21 protein-coding genes are annotated in these 20,160 nt (G+C 72.0%); 17 read left to right on the forward strand and 4 right to left on the reverse strand.

Features of this window, described 5'->3' with window-relative positions; translation table 11 throughout:
- Positions 1 to 134: 134 nt before the first annotated feature.
- The 5 genes from QM619_RS00005 to QM619_RS00025 are packed head-to-tail and all read left to right on the forward strand — an operon-like array spanning position 135 to position 2,731.
- Complete coding sequence (locus tag QM619_RS00005; protein WP_197709991.1) at positions 135 to 296, forward strand: DUF4177 domain-containing protein; 162 nt, start codon at positions 135 to 137, stop codon at positions 294 to 296.
- Positions 293 to 784: a RidA family protein gene (locus QM619_RS00010; protein WP_415103078.1), complete on the forward strand. Its 492-nt coding sequence runs from the start codon at positions 293 to 295 to the stop codon at positions 782 to 784. The genes QM619_RS00005 and QM619_RS00010 overlap by 4 nt, the downstream gene beginning before the upstream one ends.
- A complete protein-coding gene (gene nth, locus QM619_RS00015; RefSeq protein WP_415103079.1) occupies positions 784 to 1,491 on the forward strand; it encodes an endonuclease III in 708 nt (235 codons plus the stop codon). The genes QM619_RS00010 and nth overlap by 1 nt, the downstream gene beginning before the upstream one ends.
- Positions 1,488 to 2,093, forward strand: coding sequence for a TlpA family protein disulfide reductase (locus tag QM619_RS00020; RefSeq protein WP_415103080.1), 606 nt, complete (start codon positions 1,488 to 1,490; stop codon positions 2,091 to 2,093). Before nth ends, QM619_RS00020 begins: the two co-directional genes overlap by 4 nt.
- Positions 2,090 to 2,731, forward strand: a complete 642-nt coding sequence (locus QM619_RS00025; protein WP_415103081.1) for an NUDIX hydrolase — start codon at positions 2,090 to 2,092, stop codon at positions 2,729 to 2,731. The genes QM619_RS00020 and QM619_RS00025 overlap by 4 nt, the downstream gene beginning before the upstream one ends.
- Positions 2,732 to 2,737: 6 nt before the next feature.
- Here the strand turns inward: QM619_RS00025 and QM619_RS00030 are convergent, their stop codons facing one another.
- Entirely contained in the window at positions 2,738 to 3,238 is a 501-nt protein-coding gene (locus QM619_RS00030; protein ID WP_415103082.1) for a phage holin family protein, read from the reverse strand.
- A 78-nt stretch (positions 3,239 to 3,316) separates the two neighbouring features.
- Positions 3,317 to 4,060, reverse strand: coding sequence for a class I SAM-dependent methyltransferase (locus QM619_RS00035; protein WP_415103083.1), 744 nt, complete (start codon positions 4,058 to 4,060; stop codon positions 3,317 to 3,319).
- A 76-nt stretch (positions 4,061 to 4,136) separates the two neighbouring features.
- Here QM619_RS00035 and ssd point away from each other — a divergent pair, with 76 nt between their 5' ends.
- The 7 genes from ssd to QM619_RS00070 all read left to right on the forward strand — a co-directional run bounded on the left by ssd (position 4,137) and on the right by QM619_RS00070 (position 8,826).
- Entirely contained in the window at positions 4,137 to 5,153 is a 1,017-nt protein-coding gene (gene ssd, locus QM619_RS00040; protein ID WP_415103084.1) for a septum site-determining protein Ssd, read from the forward strand.
- Positions 5,150 to 6,313: a TadA family conjugal transfer-associated ATPase gene (locus tag QM619_RS00045; RefSeq protein ID WP_415103085.1), complete on the forward strand. Its 1,164-nt coding sequence runs from the start codon at positions 5,150 to 5,152 to the stop codon at positions 6,311 to 6,313. Before ssd ends, QM619_RS00045 begins: the two co-directional genes overlap by 4 nt.
- A complete protein-coding gene (locus tag QM619_RS00050) occupies positions 6,307 to 7,104 on the forward strand; it encodes a type II secretion system F family protein (protein ID WP_415103086.1) in 798 nt (265 codons plus the stop codon). Before QM619_RS00045 ends, QM619_RS00050 begins: the two co-directional genes overlap by 7 nt.
- Positions 7,101 to 7,718, forward strand: coding sequence for a type II secretion system F family protein (locus QM619_RS00055; protein ID WP_415103087.1), 618 nt, complete (start codon positions 7,101 to 7,103; stop codon positions 7,716 to 7,718). Before QM619_RS00050 ends, QM619_RS00055 begins: the two co-directional genes overlap by 4 nt.
- A 113-nt stretch (positions 7,719 to 7,831) precedes the next feature.
- Positions 7,832 to 8,032: a DUF4244 domain-containing protein gene (locus QM619_RS00060; protein WP_415103088.1), complete on the forward strand. Its 201-nt coding sequence runs from the start codon at positions 7,832 to 7,834 to the stop codon at positions 8,030 to 8,032.
- A gap of 71 nt (positions 8,033 to 8,103) precedes the next feature.
- Positions 8,104 to 8,436: a TadE family type IV pilus minor pilin gene (locus tag QM619_RS00065; RefSeq protein WP_415103089.1), complete on the forward strand. Its 333-nt coding sequence runs from the start codon at positions 8,104 to 8,106 to the stop codon at positions 8,434 to 8,436.
- 3 nt (positions 8,437 to 8,439) lie between these two features.
- Positions 8,440 to 8,826, forward strand: coding sequence for a hypothetical protein (locus tag QM619_RS00070; protein WP_415103090.1), 387 nt, complete (start codon positions 8,440 to 8,442; stop codon positions 8,824 to 8,826).
- On the opposite strand, the gene QM619_RS00075 is transcribed toward QM619_RS00070, so the two are convergent.
- Together QM619_RS00075 and QM619_RS00080 are read right to left on the reverse strand one after the other, a co-directional pair.
- The gene (locus QM619_RS00075; RefSeq protein ID WP_415103091.1) at positions 8,796 to 11,066 is read right to left on the reverse strand and encodes a DEAD/DEAH box helicase; all 2,271 of its coding nucleotides are present in this window, start codon (positions 11,064 to 11,066) and stop codon (positions 8,796 to 8,798) included. The two genes, QM619_RS00070 and QM619_RS00075, sit on opposite strands and share 31 nt — an antisense overlap.
- 34 nt (positions 11,067 to 11,100) lie before the next feature.
- Positions 11,101 to 12,630 carry an amidohydrolase gene (locus QM619_RS00080; RefSeq protein WP_415103092.1) on the reverse strand — a complete coding sequence of 510 codons (1,530 nt, stop codon included), beginning with the start codon at positions 12,628 to 12,630 and terminating at the stop codon, positions 11,101 to 11,103.
- Between the two features lie 47 nt (positions 12,631 to 12,677).
- Between QM619_RS00080 and QM619_RS00085 the strand changes: the two genes are divergently transcribed.
- The 5 genes from QM619_RS00085 (at position 12,678) to QM619_RS00105 (ending at position 20,094) form a co-directional block, all read left to right on the forward strand.
- A complete protein-coding gene (locus QM619_RS00085) occupies positions 12,678 to 14,162 on the forward strand; it encodes a methyltransferase (protein WP_415103093.1) in 1,485 nt (494 codons plus the stop codon).
- A gap of 81 nt (positions 14,163 to 14,243) precedes the next feature.
- Positions 14,244 to 16,937, forward strand: a complete 2,694-nt coding sequence (topA, locus tag QM619_RS00090; RefSeq protein WP_415103094.1) for a type I DNA topoisomerase — start codon at positions 14,244 to 14,246, stop codon at positions 16,935 to 16,937.
- A gap of 3 nt (positions 16,938 to 16,940) precedes the next feature.
- A complete protein-coding gene (locus QM619_RS00095; protein ID WP_415103095.1) occupies positions 16,941 to 18,317 on the forward strand; it encodes a hypothetical protein in 1,377 nt (458 codons plus the stop codon).
- Positions 18,314 to 18,958, forward strand: coding sequence for a dTMP kinase (gene tmk / locus QM619_RS00100; protein ID WP_415103096.1), 645 nt, complete (start codon positions 18,314 to 18,316; stop codon positions 18,956 to 18,958). Before QM619_RS00095 ends, tmk begins: the two co-directional genes overlap by 4 nt.
- Positions 18,955 to 20,094 (forward strand): DNA polymerase III subunit delta', encoded by a 1,140-nt coding sequence (locus QM619_RS00105; RefSeq protein WP_415103097.1) that lies wholly within the window; start codon positions 18,955 to 18,957, stop codon positions 20,092 to 20,094. The genes tmk and QM619_RS00105 overlap by 4 nt, the downstream gene beginning before the upstream one ends.
- Positions 20,095 to 20,160: the final 66 nt, after the last annotated feature.

The raw sequence follows: 20,160 nt of genomic DNA on the forward strand, positions 1-20,160 counted from the left end.
GCTCATCTAGGAGCGGAAGCAAGACCCCATACCTCGCCTGAAGCCGCTCCTCAGTCCATCTCTCAATCACCGTCACAGCTGGCCGAACAGCCAACACGCCCCGAAAATTCCTTACAGGCCCTTAGTGTTGCCCCATGACCAAGTGGGAGTACGTGACGGTGCCCGTTCTGGTGCACGTGACCAAGCAGATCCTCGACCAGTGGGGTGCCGACGGCTGGGAGCTGGTGCAGGTGGTTCCGGGCCCGAACCCGCAGAACCTGGTGGCCTACCTGAAGCGTCCGCTGGAGGACGGGTGAACGAGGAGGTCGCCGGTCCGTCGCCGTCGCAGCGGCTGGCCGAGCTCGGGCTGAGCCTGCCTCCGGTGGCGGCGCCGCTGGCCGCCTACATTCCCGCGATCGCGTCCGCCGGGCAGGTGTTCACCTCCGGCCAGCTGCCGACCGTGCAGGGCGTCCTGGTGGCGACCGGCAAGGTCGGCGCCGAGGTGAGCGTCGAGCAGGCGACGCAGGCGGCGCGGGTCGCCGTGCTGAACGCGCTGGCCGCCGCGGCGTCCGAAGTGGGCGGCATCGATCACATCCGCCGGGTGGTCCGGATGGTCGTCTACGTGGCCGGCACGCCTGAGTTCACCGCTCAGCCGCAGGTGGCCAACGGCGCCAGCGAGCTGCTCGGCGAGATCTTCGGTCCGCTCGGCCGCCACGTCCGCTCCGCGGTCGGGGTGGCCTCGCTGCCGCTCGACGCCCCGGTCGAGCTGGAGCTGGTCTTCGAGGCCAGCGCGGCGTCCTTCTGATGGCCGGTGCTCTCGTGGAGTCTCGGACGGCGCTGGTGCGGCGGGCGCGGGCGATCAACCGCACCCTCGCCGAGACCTACCCGGACGCCCGCTGCGAACTGGACTTCGGCAACCCGCTGGAGCTGCTGGTGGCGACGATCCTGAGCGCCCAGTCCACCGACCGCCGGGTCAACTCGGTCACCCCGGTGATCTTCGCCCGCTACCCGGACGCCGCCGGCTACGCGGCCGCCGACCGCGCCGAGTTGGAGGAACTGATCCATCCGACCGGGTTCTTCCGGGCCAAGACCGATTCGCTGATCAAACTGGGCGCCGCTCTCGTCGAGCGCTACGGAGGCCAGGTTCCGGGCACGTTGGAAGAGCTGGTCACCTTGCCCGGAGTGGGGCGCAAGACCGCCAACGTGGTGCTCGGCAACGCCTTCGGCGTGCCCGGCATCACCACCGACACTCACTTCATGCGGCTGTCGGCCCGCTTCGGCTGGTCGGCGTCCGCGAAACCCGAGGTGGTCGAGGCCGAGGTCGGGTCGCTGTTCCCCCGCAAGGACTGGACGCAGCTGTCGCACCACGTGATCTGGCACGGACGCCGTCGCTGCCACGCGCGGCGTCCGGCCTGCGGGGCCTGCCCGGTGGCGAAACTCTGCCCCGCCTACGGGGAAGGCCCGACCGATCCGGCGGTGGCCGCCACGCTGATCCGGGAGCCGCGCGGATGAGGCGCCTCGGGGTGCTGGTCGCGATCGTCGGCCTGCTGCTGGGCGGCTGCACCGCCGCGCCCGCGGAGTCGCCCACGCCCAGCTTCGCGCCGGTGGAGCCGGCGGCGGTCGTCGCCGCCCGCAAACAGGCCGGCATCGCCGACTGCCCGAAATCGTCGGCGACCGTGCCGGCACGCGCCGACGGGCTGCCCGACCTGGTGCTGGAATGCCTCGGCGGCGACTCGACCGTCCGGCTCGCGGGTCTGCGCGGCAAACCGATGGTGATCAACCTGTGGGCGCAGTGGTGCCCGCCGTGCCGCGAGGAATCGCCTTATCTGCGGCAGTACCAGAAGGCCGCCAAGGGCAAGGTGCTGCTGCTCGGCCTGAACTACAACGATCCGCGCCCCGAACTGGCCGTCGAGTTCGCGTCCCTGGTGGGCTGGACGTTTCCCCAGCTGGCTGACTCCGACACCCGGCTGGCAACGGCGATGACCGTGCCCGGACTGCCGACCACACTGTTCGTGGACGCCGACGGCAAGCTGGTGCACACCGTCCCCGGCAAGCTGCAGTCGTACGACGAACTGGTCCAGCTGACCCGCGACAAGCTGGGTGTGACGGTGTGACACCCGCCGAGCTGGAACGGCTCCGGACGGCGCTGGCCGGCCCGGATGCCGCGGCCCGGGTCGCCGGACGAGCCGCCACCAGCGGACGTCCGGCGGCGGTGCTGATCGCGCTCGCCGATCACCCCGAGGGCGCCCGGATCGTGCTGGTCGAGAAGGACGCCCGGTTGCGCACCCATGCCGGCCAGGTCGCGTTTCCCGGCGGGGCGATCGAGGCATCCGATGCGTCGCCGGTGGCGGGAGCTCTGCGGGAGGCCGATGAGGAGGTGGGGCTGCCGCCCGGCGAGGTGCGGGTGCTGGGCGTGCTGCCGCCGGCCTTCGTCCGGGCCAGCGATTTCGCCGTGACGGCCGTGGTCGGGCATTGGCCGACGCCGCGTCCGCTGGTGCCGGTCGACGTCGGCGAGATCGCGGCAGTGCATTCGGTCGCGGTGGACGTGTTGCTCGACCCGGCGAACCGGCTCACCTGGACCCATCCGGCCGGATTCCGCGGGCCCGGATTCGTGGTCGGCGACCTGTTCGTCTGGGGCTTCACCGCCTACCTGCTGGACGGCCTGTTCGACCTGGCCGGCTGGACGGTGCCCTGGGATGTCGGCCGGACGTCCGATGTTCCCGAGCGGTTCAGGATCGGACGCCGCCGCTGAACCGGATCAGCCGAGAGGCGCTCCGGAGGTGATGCTGGGGGCCTCCTTGCGGGCCTCCTTGCGTGCCGCGGCCTCGGCCTCGGCGTCCGAGATGCCGCGTCCGACGGCCTGCTGGACGGCCTCCACCGACTGCTGGCCCTGGGCCACGGTCGCCTGCGGACCCTTCACCGACACCTTGTTCTTGCCGATCAGCGCGAGGGCGCCGGCGATCAAGAACATCGCCACGGCCACGATCACCAGGCCCATGAATGCCGCCAGCAGTGGGTCCCAGCCGAGACCGCCGCTGGCGAAGAAGTAGCCGACCAGTGCGGAGAGGCCGAGGAACAGCAGCGAGATGCCGTTCATCGCGAAGTAGCCGGCGCCGCCGAACAGGCCGGCCCCGATGCCCACCGATTTCACCTGCGGCACCAACTCGGCTTTCGCCAACTCGATCTCGCCCCGAACGATGGTGGTCAGGTCGGTCTGGATCGCCTTGACGGTGTCCGCGATGTCTGCCTGGTTCGCCATGATGGCTGCCTTTCGTCGCTGTCGCTTCAGCCTAGTGCTCGGCTCTGACGTTGTCTGGATCCCAAAGGGGGGTCGCCCCTAGAGAGTGATGTGCAGGCCGTCGTCGGGCAGGTCGAGCGGCGCGGTGAGCTCGGTGTGGTCGACCTCGGCCAGCCAACAGGTCACCCGGTAGGGCAGCAGCAGGGGTTCCGGACGCCGCGCGGAGTTGTCGTAGACGGCGCCAACCTCGGCCAGCAGGGCGCGGCGGTCCTCCTCGCCCAGCCGGCGGGCGGACGGCGTCCGTGCCACCATGTCGATCATCGCCGGACGGTCGATCGGCACCCAGTGCCGGAATCCGCGGGTCTCGACGTGCGGGAAGTAGGCGCTCTCGTCGAGGGCGGTCAGTGCGTCGGTGCCGTACGCGCCGGACATGGCGTGCGGGTCGTACTGTCGGACGACCGTGATCAGGCGTTTCACCCACGGAACGGAGTCGTCCCGGACGGTGTAGGCGATGCCCAGCCGGCCGCCGGGACGCAGCACCCGGGCGAACTCGGACAGGGCCAGTCCGGGTGCGTAGGCGTGGAAGCTCTGTGCCAGCAGCACCCGGTCGAACGAACAGGGTGCCAGCGGCAGGGCTTCGGCGGCGGCGACCAGCGGCAGTCCGGACGGCGCGCGGCGCAGCAGCATCGAGACGGCGTCCCGGTCGCGGTCGACGAGAGTCAGCCGGTGGCGGCCGCGCAGGCCCGAGGCGAAGGCGGCGGATGAGCGGCCGAGGATGAGGGTGGGGCCCTGCGAACTGCCCACCAGCCAATCGAGGGCGCCGGCCAGGGTCGAGGTGCTCACGGAGGCATCGTACGGGTCTATCCACAGGCTTCGACGATTCTGAACACTTCCCGGAAGGCGGGCAGACACTGGGGGCGTGGAAGCGACGCAGGTGCTGGTGGTATCCGACCGCGACGAGGTGTGCGAGGTCGTCACGACGGCCGCGGCCGCGCTCGGGCATGAGGCGACGGTGTGCGAGCCCGAAGCCGTCGCCGGGCATTGGCGAACGGCGAGCACGGTGTTCATCGGCGTCGACAGCGCGGCCGAGATGGCCGCCCTGGAGCTGCCGCGACGCGAACAGGTCTACCTGGTGGGTGCCGACACCGGTGCGGCCGCGCTCTGGTCGGTGCCGCTCGGCGCCGAGGTGATCGTGCTGCCGCAGGGTCGCAACTGGCTGTCGTCGGTGCTGGCCGGGCAGTTGGGCGGTCCGGGCGAGGTGGTGGCGGTGCTGGGCGGGTCCGGCGGGGTCGGGGCGTCCACACTGGCCGCGGCGCTGGCCTGGCGAGCGGCCGACCGGGGCCGGCCGGTGGCGTTGGTGGACGCCGACCGGTTCGGCGGCGGCATCGATCTGTTGCTCGGCGCCGAGCGGGTGCCCGGCTGGCGATGGCCGCGATTCGCGACCGCCGACGGGGTGCTCGGCGACCTTCGCGAGTTCCTGCCGGTGGTCGACGGCGTCACGGTGTTGTCGATGGCGCGGGGGCCCGATCCCGACCTCGGTCGTGAGCCGACCGCTGCGGTGTTGGGGTCGCTGCAGCGGGTGTTCGACCTGATCGTGGTCGATCCGGGACGCAGCGGGCTGCCGGCCTGTCGGGAGGCGCTGCGGCAGGCGGCTCGGACGCTGCTGGTGGTGGGCGGCAGCGTCCGCGGGGTCGCGGCCGCCGCCCAACTTGTGCGGGTGCTGGCCCCGCAGTCCGCCGACGTGGTGGTGCGAGGGCTGCCGAGGGTGCGGGTGCCCGACGACGTGGTGGAAGACTCGCTGGGCCTGCCGGTGCGGGCGCGACTTCGGCACGACCCGACTTTGCCGGTCGCCGCCGAACGCGGTGAGCGTCCCGCCTTGTCCCGGTGCCGCGGTGGGCTGGGCCGGGCCTGTGATCTGCTGCTCGAGGCATCGTGAGCGAGCCTGCCGCGCCCGGGGTCCGGCTGGCGGACGTCCGGGCGGTGCTGGGGCGGGCGGGTGCCGCGCCGGGGCCGGTCGAGGTTGCAGCGGCGCTGCGGAGTCTGGGCGCGCTGGTGTCGGAGGGCAACGTCCGCGAGACGGTCGCGGCACTGCGCCGGGAGAGTGCCGGCGCCGGACCGTTGGAGCCGTTGTTGGCGTTGCGGGGCGTCACCGACGTCCTGGTCAACGGCTGCCAGCAGGTGTTTCTCGATCGCGGTGTCGGGCTGGAACCGGTGGAGGGCGTGTTCGCCGATGAGGACGAGGTGCGGCGGTTGGCGGTCCGATTGGCGGCGGCGGTCGGACGCCGGCTCGACGAGAGTTCGCCGTTCGTCGACGCACGACTGCCCGACGGCACCCGGGTGCATGCGATTCTCGGCGTTCTCACCGATGTCGGCACCTGCCTGTCGCTGCGGGTGCCGTCCCGGCGGCCGTTGACGCTGGACGACTGGGTGGCCGGCGGCACCATGCATCCGCGGGCGGCCGAGTTGCTGCGCCGCGTGGTCGAGCGACGGGTGGCATTCCTGGTGTCAGGTGGCACGGGTTCGGGCAAGACCACCTTGTTGGCGAGCCTGCTCGGCCTGGTCGATCCGAGGCATCGCATCGTGATCGTGGAAGATTCGCGTGAGTTGGCGCCGGTGCATCCGCATGTGCTGCGGCTTGAGGCCCGGCCGGCCAACGCTGAGGGTGCCGGGGCGGTGCCGCTGGTCGCGCTGGTGCGGCAGGCGCTGCGGATGCGGCCCGACCGGCTGGTGGTCGGCGAGGTGCGTGGTGCCGAGCTGACCGATCTGCTGACCGCGTTGAACACCGGCCACGAAGGCGGGTGCGGCACGTTGCACGCGAACTCGGCGGCCGACGTCCCGGCCCGGTTGGAGGCGCTCGGCGCGCTGAGCGGGTTGCCGCGCGCCGCCTTGCATGCCCAGGCGGCGGCCGCGCTCGACGTCCTGGTGCACATCGGACGCCTGTCCGACGGCACCCGCTGGGTCGAAGAACTGCATCTGGTGACCTGGGACGAGGCGTCCGGACTGTGCCGGCCGATGCCCGCCTGGCGGTTTCCGGCCGGTGGCGATCCGGTGGCCGGCGCGGGCGCCGTCCGGCTTGAGGAGTTGCTCCGATGCTGACGCTGGCGGGCCTGTTGGCCATCGGAGCGGTCTGGCTGTGCTGGACGCCGGCGTCCGTCCAGCGGCTGCGTCCGGCGCCGCCGGCTCGATCGGGGATGCGTGTCCGGCCACCCGCGGTGCTCGGACTGGCCGCGACCGGGGCCGTTGTGGTCGGCGGGCTGCTGGACGGCGTCCGGGGTGCGGTGCTCGGCTGGGCGGTCGGGGTGACGGCCGCTGCCGCCGCCTGGACGGTGCTGCAGGCGCGGACGGCCCGGCGGCGGGTGCGGACCCGCGATCAGGTGGCGAGCGGCTGCGGCGAACTGGCCGGGCTGCTGCGCGCCGGATACGTACCGGTCCGGGCACTCGAACTCGTCGCTCGCGACGCACCGCTGTTCGCCGAGGTCGCCGCCCACCATCGCGTGGGCGGCGACGTGATCGAGGCACTGCGCGGGGCGGCGCGGCGTCCGGGGGCGTCCGGACTGCTCGCGTTGGCGGCGAGCTGGCAGATCTCCGAGCGGACCGGGGCGTCGATGACCACCTCCCTCGATGACTTGGCGGCGAACCTGGCAGCTGAGCGTGAACTGGCCCGCACGGTGACCACGGAACTGGCCGCGGCCCGGCTGACCGGGCGACTGCTGGGGATGCTGCCGATGATCGGGCTGGTGCTGGGCTACGCGGTCGGCGGTGACCCGCTGGGCTATCTCACCGGATCGGCGGCCGGCCTGGCCTGCCTGGCCATCGGCGCCGGACTGGCGGCCGCCGGGGTGGTCTGGAGCGAGGCGCTGGCAGAGCGAGCGGGGAGGTTGCGATGACCGCCGACGGGCTGCTGGTGGTCGCCGTCGCGGCGTCCATGGCCGCGGTGTTCGTCACCGTCGTGCCCGATCGGCTGCTGCCGCCACGGGAAGGGCCGGTCGCCGGCAGGCCGAGCCGGCTGGGCCTTCGGGTCGCCGCTCGCCGACGATCCTCAGGTGCGGGCGCGCGGGCCGAACTGGCGTCCGCGCTTCCGGTGATCTGCGCCCAACTGGCGGTCTGCCTGGAAGCCGGTCTGCCTTTGCGCGGGGCTGTCGCCGCGCTCGCCGAGGGGTTGGACGGCGCACCCGCCGCCGCGCTGCGCCGGTTAGACGCCGCCGTCCGGCTCGGGGTGCCCGAGGACACCGCGTGGGCGGAGCTCGCCGAGGCGCATCCAGCGCTCGCCTGTCTGGTGCGGGAACTGCGGCACGCGTCCTCGTCCGGCGTCTCGCTCGGGCCACTGCTGCGCCGCCATGCCCGCGAGGCTCAGGAAGCGGTCCGCGGCGCGGCGCAGTCCCGTGCTAGGCAGGCCGGGGTGGGCATCGTGCTGCCCCTGGTCGCCTGCTTCCTGCCCGCGTTCCTGCTGGTCGGCGTTGTGCCGATCGTCGGAGGCGTCCTGGGACGACTGTTCGGCTGAGCTCCGGCTGAGCCCGAGTTATCCACAGCGCGCCACCGATCTGAACACTTTCCGGCCGTGGTGCCCATGGTGAGGGTGAACCCGGCGACAGCCGGGTTGAGAGGAGAGAAACCATGTCCAAGAAATTGCCGGTCCGCCCCCACGACGAGCGGGGAATGACCACCGCCGAGTACGCCCTGGGCACGATCGCCGTGATCGCGCTGGTCGCTGCCGTCATCGCCTACCTGACCGGCGACCAGTTCGACCAGCAGATCACCACGATCTTCAAGCAGATCACCAACTGGATTCTGAGCTTCGTCGGTTCGGGGGCGTGAGCCGAGTTGTGGCGGGCGGCGGGCAGCTGCCCGCCACAACCGTCGACCGGCGATGGCCGAAGGGAGAGAGCATGCGGAGCGAACGGGGCATGGTGAGCGTCGAGGTGGCCTTCGGCGCGATGCTGTCGGTGCTGGTGGCGTTGGGGTTGTGCTACCTGATCGCGATCGTGGTGCAGCTGGGCCAGTTGCAGTCGGTGGCCGGCGAAGTGGCGCGCCAGCGGGCCCGTGGCGATCTGCCCGCTGCCGAGCGGGCGCAGCGCGACGCCCCCGGCGGCACCAAGGTTCGGGTCCGCGAGGGCGGTGCCGACGTGGTGGTCGAGGTGGAGCTTCAATCCCGGCCGTGGGGCGGCGTGATTCCCGCGGTGGCGCTGGCCGCCCGTGCCGTGGTGGCGAAGGAGGGGTGACCGATGCGTGATGGTCGGCAGCGGGTCCGCGGCGAGGCGGGAGCGGCGGCGCCGTTGGTGGTGCTCACCGTGATGGGTCTGGTCATGGTGGCCGCGATCGGTGTTTTGGGACTCAGCTATTCGGCGGCGGCGCGCTCGGTGCGGGCGGCCGCCGATCTGGTGGCGGTCTCCGGTGCGCAGGCCCAGGCCCGCGGGGCAAACGCCTGCGCTGAGGCCCGGCGCCTCGCGGACCGCAACGAGGTGTCGATGGGGGCCTGCGAGGTGACCGGCGACCTGATCGACTTCGTGGTCGAAGTGCGGGTGTCCCGCGAGGTCGGCTGGCGCTTGCCCGGCCTTCCCGCGCAGGTCGCGGCCGTCGCCTACGCCGGCAATGTGACGGGCATCGGATGACCGGCCAGCAGTTTGCGCAGCACGGCCAGGGCGGCTCGGCGATCCAGCGGCTGATTGCCCGAGCCGCAGCGTGGCGAGACCACGCAGCGTGGGCAGCCCTGCTCGCATTCGCACGCGGCAAGCAGTTCCGTCGTCGCGGTCAGCCAGCGTTCGGCGAGACCGTAGGCCTGGTGGGCGAAGCCGGAGCCGCCGGCCAGGCCGTCGTAGACGAACACCGTGGGGGCGCCGGTGTCGGGGTGATGGGTGATCGACAGCCCGCCGACGTCGCCGGAGTCGCACGCGGTGAACCGGGTCAGCAGGGCGATCGAGGCGTGCTCGGCGGCGTGCAGGCCACCGGCCAATTCGCGCTCGGCCAGATCGGCGGCGTCCGGCAGCGTCCACCACAGGGCACAGGTGCGGAAGGTGCGTGCCGGCAGTTCGAGCGGGGTCGAGTCCCACACCGTCCCGGTGGCGGTGTCGCGCCGCAGGTAGCCGGTGACCTGCGAGGTGAGCTCGACGGTGCCGGCGCACAGCGTGCCGCCGGCCAGTTGACGACGCCGGTCGGTGCCGAGAATGCGCACGCTCAGCTGGGTGGACGGCTGGGTGAACCATTCGGCGCGGACCTGGTGGCACAACGCCACCCCGGCGTCCAGCTCGTAGTCGTCGACCAGCCATTGCTCACCCTGATGCAGATAGACGGCGCCGGCGTGCACCGTCCGGTCGGCTGCCGCGGTGTCGACCTGGCCGATCACCCGGCCGGTGGCGGACTCGATGATCTCGACGCCGCTGCCGGCGATCGAGCGCAAGTCGATCTGGTCGACCGCGCGGCTGGGCGCCGTCCAGTACCAGGAGGTTCCGCGCCGGCGCAGCACCCTTGCGGCAACCAGCCGATCCAACAGCCCGGTCATGGTCGGGCCGAAGAACTCCTCGTCGCCGGCGGTCAGCGGCAACTCCTGCGCGGCTGCCGCCAGATGGGCGCCGAGGACGGCGGGCTGCTCGGGGTGCAACACGGTGGCCTCGACGGCGGTCTCGAACAACGCCTCCGGGTGATTGCACAGCCAGCTGTCCAGCGGGTCGGGCTTGGCCAGCAGCACGGCCAGCGCGTCGCGCCCGTCGCGGCCGGCCCGCCCGGCCTGCTGCCACAGGGCGGCCAACGAACCGGGGTAGCCGACGGTCAGCACCGCGTCCATGCCGGCGATGTCGACGCCGAGCTCGAGCGCATTGGTGCACGCCACCCCACGCAGCCGTCCCGACGACAGGCCGGCCTCCAGCTCGCGGCGGTCGGCGGCCAGATAGCCGGCCCGGTACGAGGCGATCTCGTCGGGGACCATGCAGTGCCGCCGGGCCTGTTCGGCGACCAATTCGGCCTGGACACGGGAGGTGGTGAAGGCCAACGCCTGAGCCCCGGAGTCGACCAGCCGGGCCAGCATGCCGGCGGCCTCGCGGTGCGGGTCGCCGTCGCCCTGCCAGACCACGAAGTCGAGGGCCGGACGGGTGGAGGTGTCGGTGTCCACCGCGAGCACGTCGTCGAGGGCGGCCAGCCGGGCCAGATGGTTCGCCGGTTCGGCGATCGTGCCGGACGCCGAGATGAAGACCGGATCGGTTCCGTAGTGGCGACAGATCCGCCGCAGCCGGCGCAGCACGCAGGCCACATGGGCGCCGAACATGCCCCGGTAGCGATGCGCCTCGTCGACCACCACATAGCGCAGCGAGCGCAGCACCCCCTGCCAGCGCTCGTGGGCGGGAAGCACGCTGCGGTGCAGCATGTCGGGGTTGGTCAGCACGAAGGTGGCGAAGTCGCGGGCGAACCGACGCTCCGCAGGCTCGGAGTCGCCGTCGAGGGTGGAGATCCGCCACGAGGCGCCACCCAGTGCGGCCGCCCGCCGGGCCTGGTCGTGGGCAAGCGCCTTGGTGGGTGCCAGATAGAGGGCGGTGTGGGCCCGGTCGGGGCGGGCCCACCGATGCCGCCCGGCGTCGGTGCCGATCCGGCCCTCGGCGGTGGCGGCGATGATCGGCAGCAGATAGGCGAGCGACTTCCCCGAGCCGGTCGAGGTGCTGAGGGCGACATGGCGACCGTCGAACGCCGCCTGGGCAGCCAACCGTTGGTGCTGCCAGAGCGCGGTGACGCCCTGGCCGGCCAGGGTGTCGCGGACGCCCTGCGACACCCAGTCGGGCATAGTGGCGAGCACCCCTGGGCGTGCCGGACGGCGATGGACATGACGCACCTGCGCCTGTCCCTCGATCCACTCCGGCACGGCCATTGCATCAGGCTGCCACGACCGGCCGACAGAATCGTCAGCGCAACGCGTGCGTCACCGATCCGGCGCAGATTGTCAGCGCCACCGGCATGGTGCGCAGCCTCGCCGCCGCGTCGGCCGGTGATTCGGCAGGGGCGAGCTGGTCGGCGTCGAGCAGCACCAGATCGCCCGGACTGCCGGGTCGCAACCGGCGCTCGTCCACCGATGCAGCGAGCGCCTCCCGCACGGTGAGCGCCTGTTCCGGGTGCCAGGCGGGCCGGTCGTCGCCACTGCGATGCACGGCGCAGGCCATCGCCAACCAGGGGTCGAGCGGGGCCACCGGGACGTCCGAGCCGAGCGCCAGCTGGACGCCGGCGTCCAGCAGTCCGCGCAGCGGGAACGAGCGGGCAGCGCGTTCGTCGCCCCACAGTCGGTCGGTGAGGTCGCGATCGTCCACCAGATGGGCCGGTTGGACGCTGGCCCGCAGGCCGAGGGCGGCCATTCGTTGGGCGTCCGCCGTGGTGATCAGCTGAACGTGTTCCACCGAACCGCGACCGCCGCCGGCGGCGAAGGCGTCCAGCACCGCGGCGTTGGCGCGATCGCCGATCGCATGCAGGGCCACCTCGAGGCCGGCACTGGTCGCCCGGCGCACCAGCTCAGTGAGCTCGGCGACGGAGTAGTTGGCCTGCCCGCACGGGTGTTCGGTGGTGGCGGGGCCGTCGGCGTACCGATCGTGGGTCCATGCCGTCCGGCTGCCCAGCGAGCCATCGGTGATCACCTTCAGCGGTCCCATGGTGGCCAGGCCTTCGGTACCGGGCAGTGGGTCGCCGGTCCGCCATCCCGCGGCGATCACCTGGTCGAGCTGATGCGGATAGGTGGCGGTACGCACCCGCAGCGGTCCGACCCCGGCAGCCATCCGAAGCGGCCAGTCGACGAAGCTGTCGGCGAACTCGAAGTCGATCAGGCCGGTGACGCCGCGGGCGGCGAGCCTGGCGACGGGTTCGATGAAGTCCGCCGGCTCCGGGACGGCGCCGGGCAGTTCGTCGAGCCGACGGAGCAGGGCGAACCACTCGCCTTCGCTGATCGCGCCCTCGCGGGCAGGGACGCCGAGCAGCGCCATCGCGGCCGAGTTCGGCCAGCCGTTGTGCGCGTCGCCGGCGATCAGCACGACCGGTATGGCGCTGCTGACGGCGTCCAGTTCGGCCACGGTGGGTTGCCTGGGCCAGCCAGCCGACCGGAAACCGAACCCGAACAGGGTGTGCAGCGGCCCTCGCCGGCCGGCCAGGCCCGCGAGCGGCGCACGGAGCCGGTCGAGCGCATCCTCCGCGCACGTGCTGCCACCCAGCTGCACCATGCGGGCCGTCCGCACCCACTGGGAGGCATGGACATGCGCATCCCACACGCCGGGAATCGCCCAACGGCCGTCGCCGTCGATCTCCTCGACGCCGGGCACGGACGCCAGCCGCTCACCCACCGCGGCGATCACGCCGTCCGAGATCCACACGTCGCGCACCAGCGGAGACGACGACTCCGAGTCGCCGTCGAGATCCACGATCCGCACCCGTCGCACCAGCAGCGATCCGTTCACCGGCAGCAGCGTAGGGCGTCCGAGGGAGCGTATGGCAGGCTGCCGCTGTGCTCGAACCCTCCGTCGCCCAGGATCTCGCCGGCCGGCTACGGGACGCCGGCTACAGCTACGACGCCGTCGCCGACCGGCTCGGCCCGTCCGGCCTGGACGGGCTGGCCCGTAACGCCACCGTGCCCGCCGACCGGGCACTCGGCGGCGCGACCGATCCGCAGGCCACGCTGGTCCGTGCCTTCGCACTGCAGCAGGACGTCCCGACGGCCGATCTCGCAGCCGCACTGGGCGACCTCCACCGGCTCACCCCGATCCTGGCCGCCGGCGACCCGGCCGGCACCGTCCGGGCAGCCATCGAGATCCGGCCCTACGCGTTCACCGACGACGCCGGCGAGCATGCCGGCTGGCTCGCCTCCGACCTCACCCCGACCCTCGACGGACGCATGGGCGAGCCCTCCGACGACTTCGTCCTCGGCCTCTCACCGGCCTCGGTGACCCTGGCCCAGCTCACCATGCGCACCCCGCGCGGACGTGCCCTCGACCTGGGCTCCGGCTGCGGCATCCAGTCGCTGCATCTCGCCACGCACACCGAGCACGTCGTCGCCACCGACCTCAACCCGCGGGCCTGCGCTATGACTGCACTGACCGCGGCGCTCAACGGCATCGCCGTCGACGTCCGGCAGGGTTCGCTGTACGAGCCGGTGGCCGACCAGCGCTTCGACCTGATCGTCACCAATCCGCCCTACGTGATGGCACCGCCGGACGCCTCGCGACTGGTCTACCGTGAGGGCTTGTTCACCGCCGACGGCCTGGTTCGCGCCGTCGTCACCGGTGCGGCGACACAGCTCGATCCCGGCGGCGCGCTCCAGGTGCTCGGAAACTGGGCGATCACCGCCGATCAGCCCTGGCAGGAACGGCTCGCCTCCTGGATCGCTCCGACCGGCTGCGACGCCCTGGTGCTGCAGCGGGAACGGCTCGACCCCTACGAGTACATCGAGATCTGGCTGGCCGACGCTGGCCTGGTCGGCACCCCCGAATACCGCCCCTGCTACGCCGAATGGGTCGACTACTTCGACGCCCTCGGCATCGTTGGGGTCGGCCTGGGCTGGCTCACCCTCTACCACACCGGCAACGCCGACCCGGAGCTCCGCTTCGACGACTGGCCGCACCAGGTGCAGGGCGGGCTGGGTGAGGCGTTCGCCGAGTTCCCGTACGCCGTCCGCGCCGCGAAGCTGCCCGACGACCAGCTGCTGGGTGTCACCTTCACCCTCGATCCGGCGGTCACCTCCGAAGCCCTCGGACGCCCCGGCGCCGCCGACCCCGAGCACCTCGTCTTCCGCCGCGGCACCGGTTTCGGCCGGGCCGTCGAGGTCGACACCGGACTGGCCGCCGTGGCCGGCGCCTGCGACGGCGACCTGCCGCTCGGCGTCCTGATCGACGCGGTCGCCGAGCTGCTGGTCGTGGACGCCGACGAACTGCGGGCCGACCTGCTGCCCCGGCTGCGTCCGCTGATCGCCGACGGCTATCTGCGGAACGAGTAGCCGAGCGATCGCGCTTTGTGGTTACCATTCCCCCCTAGGCCGCCTTCGCGGTCAGCAATCCCGCGCATCGAGGAAATCCACGTGGCAACAGCAGGCAAGAACCGACTCGTGATCGTTGAGTCACCCGCCAAGGCGACCAAGATCGCCAGTTTCCTCGGCAACGGCTACATCGTGGAATCGAGCCGCGGTCACGTCCGCGACCTGCCCACCGGCGCCGCCGAGGTGCCCGCCAAGTACAAGGGTGAGAAGTGGGCGCGCACCGGCGTCAACGTCGAGAACAACTTCGAGCCGCTCTACGTGGTGGCGGCCGACAAGAAGGGCACCATCCGCGACCTCAAGGCGAAGCTGGCCGGTGCCGATGAACTCCTGCTGGCCACCGACGAAGACCGCGAGGGCGAGGCCATCGCGTGGCACCTGCTGGCCGAGCTGAAGCCGAAGGTCCCGGTCCGCCGGATGGTGTTCCACGAGATCACCCCGCAGGCCATCGCCGAGGCGGTCGCCAACCCGCGCGAACTCGACACCGACCTGGTCGACGCCCAGGAGACCCGCCGCATCCTCGACCGGCTGTACGGCTACGAGGTCTCCCCGGTGCTCTGGAAGAAGGTCATGCCGCGGCTGTCGGCGGGCCGCGTCCAGTCGGTCGCGACCCGGCTGGTGGTCGACCGGGAACGGCAGCGGATGGCGTTCCGTTCCGCCAGCTACGCCGGCGTCGAGGCCAGGCTCAACGCCGGTGCGGATGCCGAGCCGCCCGTCTTCGGCGCGAACCTGCAGCAGATCAGCGATCTCCGGGTCGCCCAGGGTCGCGACTTCGACCCGCTGGGCAACCTGACCGGCAAGGGCCTCTTCCACCTCTCCGCCGAGCAGGCCGAGACCCTGGCCACCGCCCTGGAGCAGGCCGCGTTCGCGGTGGCCTCCGTCGAGGCCAAACCGTACACGCGGCGTCCGTACGCGCCGTTCCGGACCACCACCTTGCAGCAGGACGCCGGGCGCAAGCTGGGCTTCACCGCCGAGCGCACCATGCGGGTCGCCCAGGACCTCTACGAGCGCGGTTTCATCACCTATATGCGCACCGACTCGGTGACCCTGTCGGCGACCGCGATCAATGCCGCACGGGCCCAGGTCAAGCAGCTGTTCGGCGGCAAATACCTGCCCGAAAAGCCGCGCGTCTACACCTCCAAGGTGAAGAACGCGCAAGAGGCGCACGAGGCGATTCGGCCGGCCGGCGAGACCTTCCAGATCCCGGCCGAGACCGGGCTGAGCGGCGACGGCTTCCGGCTCTACGAACTGATCTGGAAGCGCACCCTCGCCTCGCAGATGGCGGACGCGGTGGGCGAGACGGTAAGCGTCCGGATCGGCGCGACCCTGCCGCAGCGGATCGCGGTCACCGACGCCACCACCGGTGAGATCACCGAGACCGGACGCTGCACCTTCGGCGCCTCGGGCCGCACCATTACCTTCCCCGGCTTCCTCAAGGCCTACGTGGTCGGCGTCGAGGACGACGAGACCTCCGACGACGCACAGGCCCGGTTGCCGCAGCTGGTCGCCGGTGCCGCCCTCACCCCCGAGGAGCTGAAGGCGCTCAGCCACGACACCCGTCCGCCGGCCCGCTACACCGAGCCGTCGCTGGTGGCGAAGCTGGAGGAGCTGGAGATCGGCCGGCCGTCCACCTACGCATCGATCATCCGCACCATCACCAGCCGCGACTACGTGTTCAAGAAGGGTTCGGCGCTGGTCCCGACCTGGCTGGCGTTCGCCGTCACCAGGTTGCTCGAAGAGCATTTCCCGCGGCTGGTCGACTACACCTTCACCGCCGCTCTGGAGGAGACCCTGGACGACATCGCCAGCGGCCAGGCGGCCCGGCTGCAGGTGCTCAACGACTTCTACTTCGGCGCCGAGGGTGCCACCCACGAGGGCCTGCACGCGCTGGTCAACGAGCTCGGCGAGATCGACGCCCGTGGACTCTCCACCTACCCGCTGGGCGATTCCGGCATCGCGGTGCGGGTCGGCCGCTACGGCACCTATGTCGAGGACGCCGAGGGTCGCCGCGCCAACGTCCCCGAGGATCTGCCGCCTGACGAGTTGACCATCGAGCACGCCAAGGAGTTGCTCGACCAGCCAGCCGGCGAGGAGCGCGAGCTGGGCGTCGATGAGGCCACCGGACGCCAGATCGTCGCCAGATCGGGCCGCTACGGCCCCTACGTCACCGAGGTGCTCGAGGAGGGCGCGCCGAAGTCGGCCAAGCCGCGGACCGGTTCGCTGTTCGCCTCGATGAGCCTGGAGACCATCGGCCTGGACGACGCGCTGAAGCTGCTCAGCCTGCCGCGGGTGGTCGGCACCTCCGCCGACGGGGTGGAGATCACCGCCCAGAACGGACGCTACGGGCCGTACCTGAAGAAGGGCACGGATTCCCGCTCGCTCACCTCCGAGGAACAGATCTTCGACATCACCCTGGAGCAGGCCGAAGAGATCTACGCCCAGCCGAAGACCCGGGGACGTGCCCGTGCCGCCGCCGGCCCGCTCAAGGAGCTGGGTGCCGATCCGGCGACCGGCAAGCCGATGGTGATCAAGGACGGCCGCTTCGGCGCCTACGTCACCGACGGCGAGGTGAATGCCACCCTGCGCAAGACCGACTCGGTGGAGGCGATCACCGCCGAGCGGGCCGCCGAACTGCTCGCCGAGAAGCGGGCCAAGGGCCCGGCGCCGAAGCGCACCACCACCCGCCGGACGACCACGCGCGCCACCACGACCAAGCGGGCGCCCGCCAAGAAGAGCTGACCCGTGGGGCGAGGGCTGCTGCGGTTCGACCTGCCGGTGGCCGCGGAGGTCGCCGGCCTGACCGGTCCGGCGACCAGCATCCACCGGTTGGTCGGACGCCCGCCCGTCGAGTCCACCGCGACCGTGATCGACACCGCCGACCACCGCCTGCTGTCCTGGGGCCTGGAGCTGTCGCGGGTGGCCGAGACTGGCCGCTGGACGCTGCGCGCCGCCGGGTGGGAGCCGCTGCTGAACGCCGAACGGACCATGCCGCAGGCCGAGGACGACATTCCGCAGGAGTTCGCCGGACTGCTGGTGCCGTTCCGCCGCGGCGGCATCCTGGGACCCAGCCTGGAGGTGGCGTCGGTGCGGCGCCGCTTCACGCTCACCGACGAGTCGGGGCGTCCGTTCGGCGACCTGACCGATGAGCGGGTCCGGATCGGCCACCATCCGGGTCAACTCCGCGCCTTCCGCTGCGTCACCCTGCAGACCCCCGACGAGCTCGAGCCCGACATCCGGGACGCCGTGGTCGCGGCCTTCGCGGCGGCCGGCGGCACCCGTGTCAAGAATCTGCCGACGCTGGCCACCCGGCTGGGGCTGACCAGCCACGCCGACCGGGGCGCCCGGCTGTCGGCCCGGACCCCGATCGAGGACTTCGTCAGTGCTCACCTGCAGGCCCGCTGGCGGGGGCTGCTGCGTGCCGATCTGGCCGTCCGGACCACCGGACGCGACGACGCCGAGTTACGGGCCGGCGTCCGGTTGCTACGGCAGGAACTCGCGGCGCTGGGTCCGCTGCTGACCGCCGACTGGCTAGGATCGGCGCGACGATTGCTGGATGCCGCGCTGGCCGACCCCAGGACGTTGCAGAACACCGAACGCTGGCTGCGCATTCTCGACCTGCTCGCCGATGGTGTGGCCGAGCCGCCGCTGCTGCCGCATGTGGCCGGACGGATCACCGGCCCGGTCCTGGCCCAGGAGATCGAGGCGGTGGTGCGCACCATGCGCGACCAGTGCCGCACCCTCGACCCCTACAGCGACGACGTCCGCTGGGTGCAGGCCCACGAGGTGGCGAATCGGGCCTGGGCGTTGAGCACGCTGTCCTGCGATGTGTTCGGCAAGCCCGCCCGGCGGTTGCGTAAACGCCTGACCGCCATCGCCACCGCGCTGCACCGCACGGTGCGGCCCGAACCGAGCAGCCTGGCCCGCGACCTGCACGACCTGACCGCCACGGAGATCTTCGAGGCCGGACGCGCCTACGAGCGAGCCATGCTCTCGGTCGACTACGCCCGCGAGCAATTCCTGCGGGAATGGCCGCTGCTGTGGGATAATCTGCGCGCCCGGGTGATCCGACCAAGGGTTCCGCACCAGCGGGCACCACTGACCGAGGCGGTGGTCCCGTGACCGGCCGGTTCGTGGTCTTCGAGGGCGGCGACGGGGTGGGCAAATCCACCCAGTGCCGACTGCTCGCCGCCTGGGCTCGGACCCACGGTGTCCCGGCTCGGCTGACCTTCGAGCCCGGCGACACCGCGACCGGACGGCAGATCCGGCAGATCCTGCTCGACCCTGCCACCGGTGACCTGGACGCTCGCGCCGAGGCCCTGCTCTACGCCGCTGACAAGGCCCATCACCTGCATGAGGTGGTGCGTCCGGCACTGGCCCGCGGCGAACTGGTGGTCTGCGACCGCTACGTCGACTCGATGCTCGCCTACCAGGGCGCCGGACGCGTCCTCAACCTGGCCGAGGTCTCCGAGATCGCCCGCTGGGCCACCGTCGGGCTGGTTCCCGATCTGACCGTGCTGCTCGATCTGGAGCCGGAACGGGCGGTCGGCACCATCGCCGAACCGGACCGGCTGGAGAGCGCCGGCGCCGACTTCCACCAGCGGGCACGGGCGCTGTTCCTGGAACTCGCCGCACAGGCGCCGCAACGCTACCTGGTGTTGCCGGCGCGCCGTCCGGCCAAATGGATCGCCGACCAGGTGCAGGCACGGGTGGCGGCCATGCTGCCGAAAATGTCGGAGCCGGCTGACAGGATCGGCTCATGACGGTGTGGGCCGACCTGGTCGGGCAAGAGCGGGTGGTCGAGGTGCTGCGCCGTGCCGTCGCCGGCGACGCCCACGCGATGACCCACGCCTGGCTGGTGACCGGTCCGCCGGGTTCAGGCCGGTCCAACGCGGCCCGCGCCTTCGCCGCCGCGCTGCAATGCGAACGGGGCGGCTGCGGCGAGTGCTCGGCCTGCCGGACGGCCTTGTCGGGCGCCCATCCCGACGTCACCCTGGTGCGCACCGAGCAGTTGTCGATCGGCGTCGACGAGGTGCGCGAGTTGGTCCGCCGGGCCGCCATGTCGCCCACCCTGGGCCGGTATCAGGTGCTGGTGGTCGAGGACGCCGACCGGGTCACCGAACGTGGCGCCGACGCCCTGCTGAAGAGCATCGAAGAGCCGGCCGCGAAGACGGTGTGGCTGTTGTGCGCGCCGACCCCGGACGAGGTGGTGGTGACCATCCGGTCTCGCTGTCGCCGGGTCGAACTCGCCACCCCGAGCGCCGCGGCGGTGGCCGAACTGCTGGTGCGCCGCGACGGGGCGTCCCCGGAACTCGCCGAGTTCGCCGCCCGCGTCGCGCAGGGGCACATCGGCCGGGCCCGGATGCTGGCCCGCAACGAGGCGGCCCGCACTCGCCGCGCCGAACTGCTCGAGCTGCCCGGACGCCTCACCTCGCTGTCCGGGTGTCTGCATGCGGCTGCCGGCCTGGTCGATGCGGCCGCACAAGAGGCGTCCGCGACCACGTCCGAACTGGACGACCGCGAGAAGACCGCGCTGTCCGAGGCGCTCGGCTTCGGCGCCAAAGGCGCCCGGCCGCGCAACGCGCAGGCGGCCCTGCGCGAACTCGACGAGCAGCAGAAGGCGCGCGCCAAACGGCTGCAGCGCGATGCCCTCGACCGGGTGCTGACCGAGCTCACCACCTACTACCGCGACGTGCTGCTGGTGCAGGCGGCGGTGTCGTCGGAGCTCATCAACGCCGAGTTGCGATCCGAGATCGAAGAGGTCGCCCGGCGCGACACACCCGAGGCGACATTGCGCCGGATCGACGCGATCCTGGCCTGCCGCGAGGCGCTGGAGGGCAATGTGGCGCCGCTGCTGGCGATGGAGTCGCTGCTGGTCTCGGTGGCGTCGGTGCGCTGATCGCTGCCGAGCCAATCGGCGTCCGGCGAGTGTCGGTATGGGGTGCGGGTGGCGGCCGGAGGCACG

This window comes from Micropruina sp., assembly GCF_047606665.1.
Classification (GTDB): domain Bacteria; phylum Actinomycetota; class Actinomycetes; order Propionibacteriales; family Propionibacteriaceae; genus Micropruina.

What these genes read in the sequence shown, in the direction of transcription:
- QM619_RS00005 (WP_197709991.1), top strand. Translation starts at nt 135, where the DNA reads ATGACCAAGTGGGAGTACGTGACGGTGCCCGTTCTGGTGCACGTGACC.
- nth (WP_415103079.1), top strand. Translation starts at nt 784, where the DNA reads ATGGCCGGTGCTCTCGTGGAGTCTCGGACGGCGCTGGTGCGGCGGGCG.
- QM619_RS00020 (WP_415103080.1), top strand. Translation starts at nt 1,488, where the DNA reads ATGAGGCGCCTCGGGGTGCTGGTCGCGATCGTCGGCCTGCTGCTGGGC.
- QM619_RS00030 (WP_415103082.1), bottom strand. Translation starts at nt 3,238, where the DNA reads ATGGCGAACCAGGCAGACATCGCGGACACCGTCAAGGCGATCCAGACC.
- QM619_RS00050 (WP_415103086.1), top strand. Translation starts at nt 6,307, where the DNA reads ATGCTGACGCTGGCGGGCCTGTTGGCCATCGGAGCGGTCTGGCTGTGC.
- QM619_RS00055 (WP_415103087.1), top strand. Translation starts at nt 7,101, where the DNA reads ATGACCGCCGACGGGCTGCTGGTGGTCGCCGTCGCGGCGTCCATGGCC.
- QM619_RS00060 (WP_415103088.1), top strand. Translation starts at nt 7,832, where the DNA reads ATGTCCAAGAAATTGCCGGTCCGCCCCCACGACGAGCGGGGAATGACC.
- QM619_RS00065 (WP_415103089.1), top strand. Translation starts at nt 8,104, where the DNA reads ATGCGGAGCGAACGGGGCATGGTGAGCGTCGAGGTGGCCTTCGGCGCG.
- QM619_RS00070 (WP_415103090.1), top strand. Translation starts at nt 8,440, where the DNA reads ATGCGTGATGGTCGGCAGCGGGTCCGCGGCGAGGCGGGAGCGGCGGCG.
- QM619_RS00075 (WP_415103091.1), bottom strand. Translation starts at nt 11,066, where the DNA reads ATGGCCGTGCCGGAGTGGATCGAGGGACAGGCGCAGGTGCGTCATGTC.
- QM619_RS00105 (WP_415103097.1), top strand. Translation starts at nt 18,955, where the DNA reads ATGACGGTGTGGGCCGACCTGGTCGGGCAAGAGCGGGTGGTCGAGGTG.